Source organism: Pseudomonas berkeleyensis (assembly GCF_014109765.1).
Classification (GTDB): Bacteria; Pseudomonadota; Gammaproteobacteria; order Pseudomonadales; family Pseudomonadaceae; genus Aquipseudomonas; species Aquipseudomonas berkeleyensis.
The window spans coordinates 289,429-304,250 of the sequence record NZ_CP059139.1; the positions used below are offsets into that span (position 1 = coordinate 289,429).

Annotated in this window: 14 protein-coding genes; 11 read left to right on the forward strand and 3 right to left on the reverse strand. The window is 62.9% G+C overall.

The annotated features are described in order from the left end of the window. Positions 1-103 precede the first annotated feature (103 nt). Both HS968_RS01370 and HS968_RS01375 read left to right on the forward strand, forming a co-directional pair. Positions 104-631 carry a TetR/AcrR family transcriptional regulator gene (locus HS968_RS01370; protein ID WP_182371560.1) on the forward strand — a complete coding sequence of 176 codons (528 nt, stop codon included), beginning with the start codon at positions 104-106 and terminating at the stop codon, positions 629-631. Beyond that, positions 628-1,764: an MFS transporter gene (locus HS968_RS01375; protein WP_182369834.1), complete on the forward strand. Its 1,137-nt coding sequence runs from the start codon at positions 628-630 to the stop codon at positions 1,762-1,764. The genes HS968_RS01370 and HS968_RS01375 overlap by 4 nt, the downstream gene beginning before the upstream one ends. 108 nt (positions 1,765-1,872) lie before the next feature. Here the strand turns inward: HS968_RS01375 and HS968_RS01380 are convergent, their stop codons facing one another. Further along, on the reverse strand, positions 1,873-2,232 hold the full coding sequence (locus HS968_RS01380; protein ID WP_182369835.1) for a cupin domain-containing protein: 360 nt from the start codon (positions 2,230-2,232) through the stop codon (positions 1,873-1,875). A 255-nt stretch (positions 2,233-2,487) separates the two neighbouring features. Here HS968_RS01380 and HS968_RS01385 point away from each other — a divergent pair, with 255 nt between their 5' ends. After that, positions 2,488-3,981 carry an aldehyde dehydrogenase gene (locus HS968_RS01385; RefSeq protein ID WP_182369836.1) on the forward strand — a complete coding sequence of 498 codons (1,494 nt, stop codon included), beginning with the start codon at positions 2,488-2,490 and terminating at the stop codon, positions 3,979-3,981. Between the two features lie 246 nt (positions 3,982-4,227). Then, a complete protein-coding gene (locus tag HS968_RS01390; RefSeq protein ID WP_119692374.1) occupies positions 4,228-5,376 on the forward strand; it encodes an MFS transporter in 1,149 nt (382 codons plus the stop codon). Positions 5,377-5,382: 6 nt separating this feature from the next. On the opposite strand, the gene HS968_RS01395 is transcribed toward HS968_RS01390, so the two are convergent. After that, entirely contained in the window at positions 5,383-6,837 is a 1,455-nt protein-coding gene (locus HS968_RS01395; RefSeq protein WP_182369837.1) for an aminotransferase-like domain-containing protein, read from the reverse strand. 183 nt (positions 6,838-7,020) lie between these two features. Here HS968_RS01395 and HS968_RS01400 point away from each other — a divergent pair, with 183 nt between their 5' ends. The 3 genes from HS968_RS01400 (at position 7,021) to HS968_RS01410 (ending at position 8,650) form a co-directional block, all read left to right on the forward strand. Next, the gene (locus HS968_RS01400) at positions 7,021-7,245 is read left to right on the forward strand and encodes a DUF1127 domain-containing protein (RefSeq protein ID WP_182369838.1); all 225 of its coding nucleotides are present in this window, start codon (positions 7,021-7,023) and stop codon (positions 7,243-7,245) included. Between the two features lie 35 nt (positions 7,246-7,280). Then, positions 7,281-7,922, forward strand: a complete 642-nt coding sequence (locus HS968_RS01405; protein WP_182369839.1) for a LysE family translocator — start codon at positions 7,281-7,283, stop codon at positions 7,920-7,922. Positions 7,923-8,044: 122 nt separating this feature from the next. Continuing rightward, entirely contained in the window at positions 8,045-8,650 is a 606-nt protein-coding gene (locus tag HS968_RS01410) for a LysE family translocator (protein ID WP_182369840.1), read from the forward strand. 36 nt (positions 8,651-8,686) lie between these two features. On the opposite strand, the gene HS968_RS01415 is transcribed toward HS968_RS01410, so the two are convergent. After that, positions 8,687-10,000, reverse strand: a complete 1,314-nt coding sequence (locus HS968_RS01415; RefSeq protein ID WP_182369841.1) for an NAD(P)/FAD-dependent oxidoreductase — start codon at positions 9,998-10,000, stop codon at positions 8,687-8,689. Between the two features lie 230 nt (positions 10,001-10,230). Between HS968_RS01415 and HS968_RS01420 the strand changes: the two genes are divergently transcribed. The 4 genes from HS968_RS01420 to HS968_RS01435 all read left to right on the forward strand — a co-directional run bounded on the left by HS968_RS01420 (position 10,231) and on the right by HS968_RS01435 (position 14,746). Then, the gene (locus tag HS968_RS01420; protein WP_013713450.1) at positions 10,231-10,584 is read left to right on the forward strand and encodes a YkgJ family cysteine cluster protein; all 354 of its coding nucleotides are present in this window, start codon (positions 10,231-10,233) and stop codon (positions 10,582-10,584) included. Between the two features lie 60 nt (positions 10,585-10,644). After that, the gene (locus tag HS968_RS01425) at positions 10,645-11,181 is read left to right on the forward strand and encodes an RNA polymerase sigma factor (RefSeq protein WP_182369842.1); all 537 of its coding nucleotides are present in this window, start codon (positions 10,645-10,647) and stop codon (positions 11,179-11,181) included. Between the two features lie 3 nt (positions 11,182-11,184). Continuing rightward, positions 11,185-12,027 carry a FecR family protein gene (locus HS968_RS01430; RefSeq protein WP_182369843.1) on the forward strand — a complete coding sequence of 281 codons (843 nt, stop codon included), beginning with the start codon at positions 11,185-11,187 and terminating at the stop codon, positions 12,025-12,027. Between the two features lie 205 nt (positions 12,028-12,232). After that, positions 12,233-14,746 (forward strand): TonB-dependent siderophore receptor, encoded by a 2,514-nt coding sequence (locus tag HS968_RS01435; RefSeq protein ID WP_182369844.1) that lies wholly within the window; start codon positions 12,233-12,235, stop codon positions 14,744-14,746. Positions 14,747-14,822: the final 76 nt, after the last annotated feature.

A 14,822-nucleotide genomic window follows, 5' to 3' on the forward strand; every position in this document is an offset into this window, starting at 1 on the left:
GCGCCTGCGTGCTCATGAAGAGACCCGCCTTGTGCGGGTCTTTTTTTGCCTGAGATTAGCTATTTGGTTGACGAGGTAAAATGATCGTTTTACCTTGGCCATCATGAATATAGACGCGAAGCTCATATCTGCAGCCGAAAATCTGTTCGACCGTCACGGCTTCAACGCAACCGGCATGGACCGCCTGGCCCAGGCCGCTGGCATGTCCAGCCGGACGTTGTACAAGCACGCCGGCAGCAAGAATGAACTCATCGCGGCGGTGCTGATGACCCGTGGCCAGCGCTTCCTGCAGCGTCTTGAGGTAGACAGCGTCGAGGCGCTGTTCGATGCATTGGCAGGCTGGATGAGTGAAGAGGGTGCGCGTGGATGCCTGTTCCTGCGCGCGCAGGGTGAGATCGGCAGCGCCGTGCCGGAAATCACCGAAGCCGTCACCGCGTACAAGGCACGCTTCAGCGAAACGGTTGGGCAGATACTTACGCGGCAAATGGGCGCTGGCGTGGATGATGAGCTGATCGAGCAAATCGTCGTCCTCTTCGAGGGGGCGACAGCCGCTGCCGGTTATCGCGGCGTAGCGGCGGTGGATACCGCGCGCAGGGCGGCGACGACGCTGGTCGAACGGGCGCGGGCATGAGTCGTGAGTTCTCTCTCGGCGCAACAGGCTTCGGCCTGATCGCCGTGTGCTACGGCTTTGCCCGTTTCGCCTTCGGCTTGTTCCTGCCGCAGATCGATGCGGATCTCGCCCTGGCGGATGCCGTGGGCGGGCTGATCGCCGGTGGCTCGTTTCTGGGCTACTGCCTTGCCATTGTCGTGGCTGCGCAGTTGACCGAACGCATGGGGGCTCGTGCCGTTGCCGTCGTGGCCGCGCTGATTGCGGCCTTGGGCATGCTGGGTATTGCCCTGGCGCCCTCTGCGGCGTGGCTTGCCGCTGCGGTTCTGTTGGCCGGGGTGAGTACTGGATTGGCATCGCCGCCCATGGCGGCCGCTGTGGCTGCGATCGTTCAGCCTGAGCGGCAGGACGCCAGCAATACCCTGATCAATGCTGGCACCAGTGCCGGTGTGATCCTATCCGCTCCCGTCGCCCTGATGATCGGCGGTGAATGGCGCCTGGCCTACGGCGTCTTCGCTGCGGCGGCATGTGTGCTCGCGGTGTTGGCGGCTCGCCATGTTCCGAATACGGCTTGCTCACGAAGGCAGGCTGATGCCGGTCGGCCTCCGTTCAGTACGGCGCTCAGACGCCTGGTGGTCGCCTCTTTGCTGATGGGCGCAGCCAGCACGGCGCTGTGGTCGTTCGGCAGCCAGATCGTGTCGTTGCGTCTGGGTTGGGAAGGCGCTGGGGCGGGGTTGCTCTGGGTGGTCATCGGCGTCGCCGGCATCGCTGGCGCAGGTGCGGGCAGCCTGATCGCCAAGTTGGGTGTCGACCGGGCGCATCGAGCGTGTCTGGGCGCATTGGCGCTCGCTATCGTTCTGGTCGGCATTGGCAGCACGCCGATCATGGTGCTTGTAGGCGGCGCGCTGTTTGGTGCGGCCTACATCACCTTGAGTGGCCTCTATCTGGTCTGGGGTGTTTCGGCGCTGCCTGAGCGCCCCGCGACCGGGCTGACGGTCGCCTTTCTCAGTATCGCCGTCGGCCAGACGCTGGGGGCTCCCGTGTTTGGTGGGCTGGCGAGTTGGTTGAGCATGGATTACGCCATTGCCTTGTTCGCGCTGCTGGCGCTGACTGCCGGAACGATGCGTTCCTCCTCGACGGTGGCGCTCGCGCGCTGAAGCTTTTGATGCGCAGAAAAAGGCCCGCGTCAGGCGGGCCAAAGGGTGACAAGCAACAACAGGATTCGGTGGGCCCGGAACCAGTCCGTAAGGCTCGGGGTCAGGTGCTTAGTTGGGCTCGAAGATCACGTAGACCTTGCGGCAGGCTTCCAGCACCTCCCAGGTGCCGGAGAACCCGGCAGGGATGACGAAACGGTCACCGGCGCGTACGGTCTTGGCGTTGCCATCGGCATCACGCAGCACGGAAACGCCCTGCAGGATCTCGCAGTATTCGTGCTCGGTGTAGCTCACCGTCCACTGGCCCACGGCGCCTTCCCAGATGCCGGTGCTGAACTGGCCGCACGGGCTGCTGTAATGGTTGCGCACGCTTTGCTCGGGGTCGCCCTTGAGCACTTTTTCCGGTGCGGGGCGGTAGTGTTCGGCGGCCGTGCCGGCCTGGGCGAAGTCGACGATCTGTTCGATGTTCATCTGGCTGTTCCGTGGTGTCGGTGGCGGCAACTGCGCGGCCAGCAGGGCCGCGACGGCAAAGTCATGGCCGCAGTCTATGTTTAAAAAAACGAACATGACAAGGGCTTTTGCCCGCCTATGTCAAAAATATTGAAAAGCCACGGCCCTCTGGTTTAGTGTGGTGAACAGGATTTGGCCAGCGGCCTGGCCTTGCAGAATTATTGACAGTGCGTGCCCTCGCGGGCGCCGCTTCCACCTATTGAAGAGGATGCCGGAATGACTAGCCTGACCCGTGCCGACTGGGAACAGCGTGCCAAGACCCTGACCATCGAAACCCGTGCTTTCGTTCACGGCGAGTATCGCGCCGCCGAGTCTGGCGCCACCTTCGAGTGCATCAGCCCGGTCGATGGTCGCCTGCTCGGCCTGGTGGCCAGCTGTGATCAGGCCGACGCCGAGCTGGCGGTCAAGGATGCCCGCGCCACGTTCGACTCCGGTGTCTGGTCGCGCCTGGCGCCGGCCAAGCGCAAGAAGGTGATGATCCGTTTCGCCGAACTGATCGAGCAGCATGGCGAGGAGCTGGCGCTGCTGGAAACCCTCGACATGGGCAAGCCGATCAGTGACGCGCTGAGCATCGACGTGAGCAGCGCGGCGAATGCCATCCGCTGGAGCGGCGAAGCCATCGACAAGATCTACGACGAAGTCGCCGCCACCGCCCACGATGAGCTGGGCCTGGTCACCCGCGAGCCGGTTGGCGTGGTCGCTGCCATCGTGCCGTGGAACTTCCCGCTGCTGATGACCTGCTGGAAGCTTGGTCCGGCGTTGTCCACCGGTAACTCGGTCATTCTCAAACCATCCGAGAAGTCGCCGCTGACCGGTATCCGTATCGCCCAGCTGGCCATCGAGGCCGGTATTCCGGCCGGTGTGTTCAACGTGCTGCCGGGCTTCGGCCACACCGTGGGCAAGGCCCTGGCCCTGCATATGGACGTCGACACCCTGGTGTTCACCGGTTCGACCAAGATCGCCAAGCAACTGATGATCTACGCCGGTGAGTCGAACATGAAGCGCGTCTGGCTGGAGGCCGGCGGCAAGAGCCCGAACATCGTCTTTGCCGACGCACCGGATCTGCAGGCCGCCGCCGAATCCGCCGCCAGTGCCATCGCCTTCAACCAGGGTGAGGTGTGCACCGCCGGCTCACGCCTGCTGGTGGAAAACTCCATCAAGGATCGCTTCGTGCCCATGGTGGTCGAGGCGCTCAAGGCCTGGAAACCGGGTAACCCGCTGGATCCGGCAACCAATGTCGGTGCGCTGGTCGACACCACGCAGATGAACAACGTGCTGAGCTACATCCAGGCCGGGCATGACGACGGCGCCAAGCTGGTGGCCGGCGGCAAGCGGGTGATGGAAGAAACCGGCGGCACCTATGTCGAGCCGACCATCTTCGACGGCGTGAACAACGCCATGCGCATCGCCAAGGAAGAAATCTTCGGCCCGGTGCTGTCGGTGATCGGCTTCGACAATCAGGACGAAGCCATCGCCATCGCCAACGACACCGTCTATGGTCTGGCTGCAGCGGTATGGACCAGCAACCTGTCGCGCGCTCACCTGGTTGGCAAGGCATTGCGCGCTGGTAGCGTGTGGATCAACCAGTACGACGGCGGTGACATGACCGCGCCGTTCGGTGGCTTCAAGCAGTCCGGTAACGGCCGCGACAAGTCGCTGCATGCGTTCGACAAGTACACCGAGCTGAAGGCCACCTGGATCAAACTGTAACGGTAGCGGGGCGATCTCCTGGTCGTCGGCCATACGGCGTTGCGTCCTCGCTTTCAATGCTCACGTACTGCAGTACGCTGCGCTTGAAGGCTCCGGGGCGCCTTGCCTGGCCTTAGCCCAGAAGATCTTTATCGAAGTTGGTTTCGGTAGAAGATCTGTTTTAAAACGCTCTACCTGCGGCCGGACTCCCTGATGAGGAGTCCGGCCGTTGTCTTTGCAGACGCTCGTTAACGAAGGAACTCGGCAATGCGTTGGGGCACCTATTTCGCCGTCTGTTCGGCGGTCATCAGCATCGGTCTGGCGCTGGGCGTGACCATGCCGCTGGTTTCGTTGCGCCTGGAGAGCTGGGGCTACGACTCCTTCGCCATCGGCGTGATGGCGGCCACGCCAGCCGTCGGTGTGCTGCTTGGCGCTTCGCTGGCCGGGCGTCTGGCGGCGCGCTTCGGTACCACCGGGCTGATGCAGATGTGCCTGCTGCTGGGCGCGGTGTCGGTGGCGGCGCTGGCGTTGGTGCAGAACTACGCGGTCTGGATTGGCTTGCGCCTGTTCATTGGCGTGGCGCTGACCGTGGTGTTCATCCTCGGCGAAAGCTGGATCAATCAGCTCGCCGTGGAAAAATGGCGCGGCCGCCTGGTCGCCTTGTATGGCACGGGCTACGCCCTCAGCCAGCTCAGCGGGCCGTTGCTGCTGACGGCGCTCGGTACGGCCACCGACGCCGGCTTCTGGACGGGCGTGTGCCTGCTGATCGGTGGTTCGCTGATCCTGCTCGGGCGTACCGGTGCGCCCAAGGTGGATGCACACAGCGCCTCGGGGCGTGGCCTGCTGGTGTTCTGCCGCAAGCTGCCGGCGATTGCCTGGGCAGTGATGCTGTTCGCTGCCTTCGAAGCGATGATGCTGACCCTGTTGCCGATCTACAGCCTGCGCCAGGGCTTCACCCAGGAGGTGGCGCTGTTCATGGTCAGCGTGGTGGTGGTCGGTGACGCGGTGCTGCAACTGCCCATCGGCTGGTTGGCGGATCGCATGTCCCGGCAGTTGCTGTTCCGCGGCTGCGGTGTCGTGCTGCTGCTGTCCAGCCTGGCGATTCCGCTACTGCTGCATACCCCGATGATGTGGCCGGTGCTGGTGTCGTTCGGTGCCAGCGCGGGCGGTTTGTTCACCCTGTCGCTGATCATGATCGGTGAGCGCTACCGCGACGATGAGCTGGTGCGCGCCAATGCCCACATCGCCCAGCTGTGGGGCCTGGGCTGCCTGATCGGGCCGCTGACCACTGGCGCGGTCAGCCAATGGCTGAGTGGCCATGCGCTGCCGCTGCTGATGGCCACCGGCGCCTTCGTGTTCATCATCCTCGCCAGTCGGCGGGGTGCCTTCAGCGAGATGGAAACGGCGCGCTCCTGAATCCGTTCAGCGCCACTGCCCGACTTCCTGGGCCTGCTGCAGATCGGCCTCTTCGATCAGTTCGGCGATGGTCGCGCCGATCTGCTTCACCGCCGCCTCGATGGTCGCGCTCGGTGGCTCGGCGTAGTTGAGGCGGATGCAGTTACGGTACTTGCCGGCTGCGGAGAAGATGCTGCCCGGTGCAATCTGGATCTTGTGCGGCAGCAGGGCGCGGTTGAGCTTCTGACTGTCGAACCCCTGGGGCATCTCCACCCACAGCATGAAGCTGCCCTGCGGGCGGCTGATCCGCGTGCCGGCCGGGAAATAGCGGCTGACCCAATCCACCATCAGGTCGCGGTTACGCAGGTACTGTGCGCGCAGGCGCCGTAGGTGCGGTTCGTAATGACCGTCCTTGAGGTATTCGGCCAGGGCCAGTTGCGGCAACTGTGCGGTGCTGCCGGTGCCCAGGTATTTCATGTGCACCACCTGCTCCAGATAGCGCCCCGGAGCGATCCAGCCGACCCGCAGACCCGGTGCCAGGGTCTTGGAGAAGGAACTGCAGAACAGCACGCGACCATCCTCGTCGAAGGACTTGATGCTGCGCGGCCGTGGGTAGCTGTAGGCGAGGTCGGCGTAGACGTCGTCCTCGATGATCGCCACGTCGAAGCGCTGCGCAAGGGCTACCAGGGCGCGCTTGTTGGCGTCGGGCATGATGTAGCCGAGCGGATTGTTGCAGTTGGGCGTGAGCTGGATGGCCTTGATCGGCCATTGCTCCAGGGCCATTTCCAGAGCGTCGAGGTTGATCCCGGTGAGCGGGTCAGTGGGCAGCTCCAGCGCCTTCATGCCGAAGCCCTTGAGCGCCTGCATCACGCCATGAAAGCTTGGCGAATCGACTGCGACGATATCGCCGGGCTGGCAGATGGCGCGCACTGCTGCCGACAGCGCTTCGTGACAGCCGGTGGTGATCACCAGGTCTTCGGCGGCCAGTTGGCAGCCGGAGTCGAGCATCAGCCGGGCGATCTGTTCACGCAGGCGAATATCACCGCGGATATTGCCGTAGGTGAGCACGTCCGGATCCTGCCGACGCGCCTGGCGAGACAGATTGCGCAGCAGCGGCTTCAGCGTCGGGCCGCTGATATCTGGACGACCGCGGCCCAGCGAGAGCACCTCGTGCCGACCTGGGCTACTGATCAGCTCCAGGACGTGATCCCACTGCGAAACCTCGACGGGACGCTGCGCTGCGCGACTTGTTTGCGGCAGCGCAGGCATTTGCCGCCCCAGTGGTACGAAGTAGCCGGACTTCGGCCGTGGCGAGGCCAGGCCCATGTCCTCCAGGTGACGGTAGGCCTGCTGCACCGTGCTGAGGCTGACGCCATGCTCCTGGCTGAGGCTGCGTACCGACGGCAGACGGTCGCCGGGGCGGTACAGCCCCTGCTCGATGCGGGTGCCGAGGAGCTTGGCCAGATTCAGATAGAGCGTCATGACAGTCGTCCGGTTGGTACAGGGTGTATGAACTGAGACCAGTACAGATCAGTGCGAAAATTCCCATTCAGGGAAAAAACTGTGGAATCTGTATGGAGTTAATAAGAGTTTTTTGAATCTGTCATGACTTTTCTGCTGGCGGCATTCTGATCTCCCATGACAGATGGCTACGGGAGCGCAAACATGACTGGGTTCAGCAAGACAGATTTTGCCGCAGTGGGCGAGGTTGTACGGGTGGCGGCAGGGAAGAGCGAGACTCGCTACTTCGGCCGCGACTGGCCGGCCTTCTGGCGTCGCCTGAATACCCGGCGCATGCTACTCAAGCTCAGCGACCAGCATCTGCGCGACATCGGCCTTACCCGTGCTCAGGCCGAGCGTGAGGCGAGCCGACCGTTCTGGACGTTATGAATGAGGCCCTGCCAGGTTGAGATTGGGAGATTTTGATGGTTCCGCTGAACGACTTGCTGCTGTTTGCCGGTGCAGCGCTGCTGATGGTGCTGACGCCGGGCCCGAACATGATCTACCTGATCTCGCGCTCCATTTGCCAGGGGCGCAAGGCCGGCGTGATCTCGTTGCTGGGTGTCATTCTGGGGTTTCTCGTGCACATGTTCGCCGCAGCACTGGGTATCACGGCCCTGTTTCTGGCGATTCCCATCGCCTATGACCTGCTCAAATGGGCGGGAGCAGCCTACCTGCTTTACCTCGCCTGGCAGGCTGTCCGGCCCGGTGCACGATCACCTTTCGAAGCCCGGCAATTGCCTGCAGATCCGCCCTCGAGGTTGCTGTTGATGGGGTTTCTGACCAATGTGCTGAACCCGAAGATCGCCGTGTTCTATCTGTCGATCTTCCCGCAGTTCGTATCGCCTGAGCATGGCTCGGTCTTCCAGCAGAGCATCCTGCTCGGGCTGACCCAGATCAGCGTCAGCTTCACGGTCAATCTGCTCATCGCACTGTTCGCCGGCAGCCTGTCGGCGTGGCTGGTGGGCAGGCCGCGCTGGCTGGTCGCGCAGCGCTACGTGATGGGCGGCGTGCTGGCCGGGTTGGCGGTGCGCCTGGTTTCCGAGCAACGCAAGGTCACGTCCTAGCGCCCGACACGGATACATGTCGGTGCCCTGCGCTAGGGGGCACCGTGCGCACTCGTTTTCGGGCACTGCCGTTCTGGAGGCTGCATTTGGGCCTGGGTAGTGAGACGGCTTTTGGTGGGTTTATGGATTGGCATTTGCTGTTGTTGTTTTCTGCGGCCTTCACGGCCGCAGTTGCCGTGCCTGGGCCGAACGTTGCGTTTGCGGTTGCGCAGGCGCTCAAGCATGGAGTCAGGGCGACGTTGCCCGGCGCATTCGGTTTCGGACTGGCAACCGCCGTCCACGCGACCGTGGTGCTGTTGGGCGTCGGTTTGCTCATCCATGACAACCGTTGGGTGCTGACTTATTTACGTTGGGGCGGGGGGATCTATCTTGCCTACCTGGCGTTCGGCTCCTTCTTCGCCACGTCCGAATCAAGCGACGCCAAGACGGAGATGTCGAGCCAAAGGAAGATGTTCGCCGATTCCTTTCTCGTCTCCTTGACCAACCCCAAGGGGTGGTTGGCAAGCCTGCTCATTTACCCCGGCTTCATCAGCCCGCATTTTTCGTATGCCATCCAGGCTGTCGCCCTGAGTCTGACGGCGATGATCATTTCGCTGTCGATCTATGGCGGATACATGTTTCTCGCCCACAAGGCGCGTGCGGCTTTCGACAACAAAGCCGCACTCAACAAAGTCACCGGTGTGATTTACGCAACGGTCGCGTTGTGCCTGGTTCTACTTCCATATTGAGCACCCGCAATCAACGACGCCTCATCGATCACGGCACTACAGCAGCTCTTTCAATCGATGCCAGGCCATTCCCAGTGCCAGCAGTGGTGAGCGCAGGTGTTTGCCGCCGGGGAAGGTCATGTGCGGCACCTGGGCGAACAGGTCAAAACCACGGCTTTCCTGGCCGGCAATGGCTTCGGCGAGCAGCTTGCCGGCCAGGTGCGTGGCGTTGACGCCGTGGCCGGCGTAGGCCTGGGCATGGAAGACGTTGGCTTGATCCTTGAGTCGGCCGATCTGCGGCATGCGGTTGGCACCGATACCGATCATGCCGCCCCACTGGTAGTCGATGCGCACGTCGGCCAGCTGCGGGAAGACCTTGAGCATCTTCGGCTTCATGTAGCCGGCGATATCGGCTGGATCACGCCCCGAGTAGTGGCAGGCACCACCGAACAGCAGGCGGCGGTCGGCGGAGAGGCGGTAGTAGTCCACGGTCACGCGCTGGTCGCACAGCGCCATGTTCTGCGGGATCAGTTGGCGGGCCTGCTCTTCGGAAAGTTGCTCGGTGGCGATGATGTAGCTGCCGGCCGGTAGCACCTTGCCGCTGAGGGTCGGGTTGAGCCCGTTGATATAGGCGTTGCAGGCCAGCACCAGGTTTTTTGCGCGCACCTGGCCGTTGGCGGTGTGCACGCGCACCTCGCTGCCGTAGTCGATGCGCGTCACCGGCGACTCTTCGAACAGCTGCACGCCCAGCGACTGGGCGGCGGCGGCTTCACCGAGGGCCAGGTTGAGTGGATGCAGATGCCCCGAGCCCATGTCGATCATCGCGCCGCAGTAATTGTCCGAGCCGACTACTTCATGGATTCGCTCCGGCGGCACCAGGCGCATCTCGTGGCGATAGCCGAGGCTCTGCAGTTCGGCCTTGTCTTCGGCGAAGCCTTCATAGTGAGCGGGCTTGTTGGCCAGGTCGCAGTAGCCCCAGGTCAGGTCGCAGTCGATCTGGAACTGTTCGACGCGGCTGCGCACGATTTCCACCGCTTCCAGGCCCATCAACTTGAACTGACGCACGCCTTCCTTGCCGACCACGTTTTCGAACTGTTCGACATGATGGCCGACGCCGCGAATCAGCTGCCCGCCGTTGCGCCCGCTGGCGCCCCAACCGATCTTGCGTGCTTCCAGCAGTGCTACCGAGAAGCCTTTCTGGGCCAGCTCGATGGCGGTGTTCAGGCCGCTGAAACCGCCGCCGACGATGCACACGTCCACCTGCAGATCACCTCCCAGGGGCGGGTAGGCCTGCTGGCGATTGACGCTGGCGGCGTAATAGGAGGCGGCATGCTGTGGGCTGTGGACGGGCTGTTGAACGCGGGCGTTCATGTGCGAAATCCTGATTTCGTTGTGTGGAAAATTCAACGCAGCATAAGCGCGTGATCCGTCCGGCGCCAAGTGTCAGTCGGAAAAAACACGCGGGACAGCAGAAGGACGTCGTGCGCTCCGCTCGGGGATCGTTGTGCAGCCGATGTGCCCTTCAGGGGCGGACCGTCACCCTGCGGGCAGGCGCCAGTATGGCGCGGTAAACTGTCGCCTTCGTTTCCAGGCGCCCGCGCATGAGCTGCACAGACCGCAAGATCGATCACCTGCGTCGACAGATTCCACGCTTCGACTGCGTCCCCGGCTGCCATGACTGCTGTGGGCCGGTCACGGCGTCGTCCGAAGAGCTGGCACGTCTGCCGGTCAAGAGCGATGCCGAGCATGATGCGGCGTTGGCCGAATACAACTGCGTGCATCTGGGGCCGAACGGCTGCGAGGTGTATGACCAGCGCCCGCTGATCTGCCGTCTGTTCGGCACGACACCGCGTCTGCCTTGCCCGCACGGCCGCGGGCCGGAGCAACCGATCGAGCCAGCGGTGGAGCGCCAGGTGCACCGGCTGATCGCCACGACGCGACAACGTCTGGTGTAGTGGATTTCTCAGTGCGTGCATATAATGCGACTCACTTTCAATTAGTCGTGTGTCGCCGCCATGACCAAATCCTCCTCCAGCGTCGAGCTGATCGGCGCCCTTGCGCTGCATTACGACGAGCTGGTCGAGTACATTCGTCGGCGTTTCCAGGGCAGCCAGTTCGCCCGTGAGGTGGTGCACGATGTCTGCCTGCAACTGCTGGAGAAACCGCCGCAGCAGCCGGTGAACCTGCCTTTTTCCTTCTTGCGCCGCGCCTCGTTCAATCGCGCCATCGACCGCCGTCGTGCCGATAACACCCGCAACGCCTATTTCGAAGTGACCGCCGAAGTGCCGGACTGGCACGTGCACGAGCTCGACGGAGCCGCCGCGCTGGATTTCGAACAACAGCTCGAAGCCCTGTTGGCCATCATCGACGCTTTGCCGGCCCGCGCCCGCCAGGTATTTCTGCTGCACCGCATCCACGGCATGCCGCAGCGCGAGATCGCCGACGAGCTGGGCATTTCCACCAACATGGTGACCCAGCATTTCTCCCGCGCCATGCGCAGCATCGCCCGCGACTGGGAGCCGGCGCGGCGAGCGCTGGCCGGGCGGGGCTGAGACATGGCTCAGTCCGATCGTTCCGACGGCGTAGCCGGCAGCGACCCGCTTGCGCCATTCGAGCACGCACTGCGCAACCGCGTGCCTTCGCGCGATGCGCTGCTTGCGGAAGCCAAGGCGCAAAGCGATCGCCAGCGGCGGCGCAAGCAGGCCCTGGGTGGTGGCCTGGCTACGTTGTTGTTGGGTTTTACCGTATGGAGTTTCGATCCCGCCTGGCACAGCGAAGATGTACGTACCGCTGTCGGCCAGCGTGACAGCCTGCAACTGGCCGATGGCAGCCGGGTGGTGCTCAACAGCGCCACGCACCTGCGCATCGAGCGGCGCCTGCGCAGTCGGCAGATCGAGCTGCTGAGTGGCGAGGCGACCTTCACCGTCGAGCATGGCGACAAGCCCTTCATCGTGCGCAGCCAGGATGTCTCCGTGCGCGACATCGGTACCGTGTTCAACGTACGCAGCGATAGCCGTGGTGTTGCCGTTGCCGTGCTGGAGGGCGAGGTTGAGGTCTCCACCCTGCAGTCAGCGCCTCAGCGTTTGCAGGGTGGTCAGCAGGCATTGGCTCATGCCGGCCGGGTTGGTGCCGGCGAGGCGGCGAACATGGAGCGCGTCACTGCCTGGCAGCACGGCAAGCTGCGCTTCGACGGCACGCCGTTGAGTGAGGTGATCGCCGATATCCAGCGTTATCGCCAGGCGCCGGTTCGTCTGGCCGACCCGCGTATCGCCAGCCTGCGCGTATCCGGCGAGTTCGACAGCGATGCCGTCGAGTCGCTGCTCGACCTGCTGCCGGCGATCCTGCCGGTAGCGCTCATGCGCAGTGCTGATGGCAGCGTGACGATCAGCGGACGCTAGCTCTTTCAGCTTTATGTGGGAGGGGCTTTAGCCGCGAGCTTTTGACTCTGTAGCGAGGCAGTCGCGGCTAAAGCCCCTCCCACGATTGCCGATCCCAGTCCCGAGAAAGTAACGAGAATTTTTTGCATCTCGACCTCAACATCGCCCGACGCTCATCCGCCATTCCCTGTGAACGTCATTTCTGATCGCGTCACCGGGGAGATTCATGAACACCAAACCATCATCGCGCCGTTCGCGGCTGAGTCGTCTTTCACTGCTGGCGGCAGGCATCATGCTGGCGTCCACCCTGCATGCGCAGGAGGCTACCTACACCCTGAAGCTGCCTGCGCAGCCGCTGGATCAGGCGCTCAATGCGCTGGCCGGGCAGACCGGTAGCCGCATCCTCTTCGCCACCGAGATCGCTACCAGCCAGCGGGCCTCGGCGCTGAGCGGTGAATTGACCGTACAGCAGGCGTTACAGCGTCTGCTTCAGGGCACGGGGTTGACGGTTCAGGAGACCGGTGATGGCAGTTATGTGATCGCTGAACCCGCCTCGGTCGGCGCTACGCTGAATCTCGGCGCGATCACCATCCAGGGGCAGGGCATGGGCGAGGCGACCGAGGGATCGGGTTCATACACCACTGGCCTGGTCAGCGTCGGCTCCAAGACCCCGGTCAGCCTCAAGGAAACGCCGCAAACGGTGTCGATCATCAGCCAGCAGATGATTGAGGATCAGCGCATTACCACCTTGCCGGAGGCTATGAAGCGAGCGCCGGGCATCACCGTGCGCAACAACAACTATCACGTTCAGCAGTTCTATTCGCGTGGCTTCGGCATCGATAACGTGCAGATCGACGGTGCTTCGCCGATGGATATCGGTACCGGACTGGGCACGTTCTATAGCGACCGTCTTTACGACATGGCGCCCTATGACCACGTGGAGGTGCTGCGTGGCGCCAGCGGTCTGTTGGGTGGCACGGGTGATCCGGGTGGCATCGTCAACCTGGTGCGCAAGCGGCCATTGGACAGCTACCAGCTGAAGTTAAATACCTCTGCCGGCTCGTGGGACAACTATCGACACGAGATCGACCTCACCGGCCCGTTGGCTTTCGACGGCAAGCTGCGTGGACGTGTGGTGGCCGCGTACACGGATCGCCAGTACTTCATGGATAACCGCAGTACCGAGAAGCCATTTCTCTATGGCATCTTCGAGGCCGATCTCAGCGATGACACCATGCTCACGGTGGGCGGCAGCTACGACAAACTCAAGGAGAACGGCACGGGTGACGGCCTGCCGCGTTACAGCACCGGCGGTGATCTGAAGTTGCCTCGCAGCACCTGGTACACCACCGGTCAGGCCTGGTCCGATAGCTACACCCGTGAGTGGTTCGTGAAACTCGATCACCACTTCAATGAGGATTGGAAGCTCAACACTTCTTACACGTACTCCTACAACGGCTCCACCACCGAGGGCATCATCCCCTACGGCTCCGTGGACGAAACCACCGGCACTGGCCCGTACTGGTGGGGCAGCTACGTCTCCAGCTGGAGCAAGCAGCAGGTGTTCGATGTGAACCTTTCAGGGTATTTCGATGCCTTCGGACGGCAGCACGAGCTTCTCGTCGGCGGTGATTATCAGAAGGTTACCAGTCGCTGGCGTGCAGCCCAGGGCATGCTGGGCAAGGGTGGCCTGATCGACATCTGGAACCCTGGGGCCACACCGCTGCCGCACAACGAGACCAACCACAGTTTCTGGCGCGACTACCACCCCAACGGTCGTGAGCAGTACGGCCTGTACTCGACGCTACGCCTGCAACTGACCGATCCGCTGAAACTGGTGATCGGCGCCCGCGCCCAGCGCTACAAGTTCGAGCAGGCCTACAGCACGCGTGCGCAGGACGGAACCGGGTCGTGGACGCTGCAGGATGATGTGTTCGATCGCCAGCCGACCACGCTCGTGCCCTACGGTGGCTTGATCTATGCGCTGAACGATGAATGGTCGAGCTACGTCAGCTATGCCGAGGTGTTCAAGCCTCAGGCGCAGAAACTCCAGGGGCCGTTGGATGCGAAGAAATCCATCGAACCCATGACCGGCAAGACCTACGAAACCGGTATCAAGGGCGAGCTGCTTGGCGGCAGCCTGAACGTCAGCGCCGCGCTGTTCTACACCACGCGTGAGAACCAGGCGGCGGAAGACCCGGCCTACCCGAACCCTCCGTTCAGCTACAGCGCATCATGCTGTTTCCTGGCTCAGGACAAGATCACCAGCAAGGGCATCGATCTCGAAGCGACCGGGGAAATTGCGCCAGGCTGGGACATCATGGTCGGCTACACCTACAACCAGATCCATAACGACACCGAGGAGAGGCTCTACAGCACCGTTACGCCCAAGCACCTGTTCAAGCTGTGGACGCTGTACAACCTGCCGGGTGAATTGTCCGACTGGCGTATCGGCGGCGGTGTGACCGTGACCAGCCCGACCTATGTGGAAGGCCAGGCGTATCGTTTCGACAGCAGTTGGAACGTCATCGACAGCCGCGACTACGATTTCAGTCAGTCGGGTTACGCGGTCTACGATGCGATGGTCGAGTACGACGTCGACCAGAACTGGACGGTCGCCCTCAACGGCAACAATCTGTTCGACCGCCGCTACTACGCCAGCGTCGGTACGTCCGAGTACGGCAACTACTATGGCGAGCCCCGCAATTTCACCCTGACTCTGCGCGGCACCTTCTGGTAAGCCATTTGCGCTGCGCAAGAACGCTCGCAGCGATGCGGGCGTTCTTCCCTCTGGCGTCTCATCGATAGCATTGCGA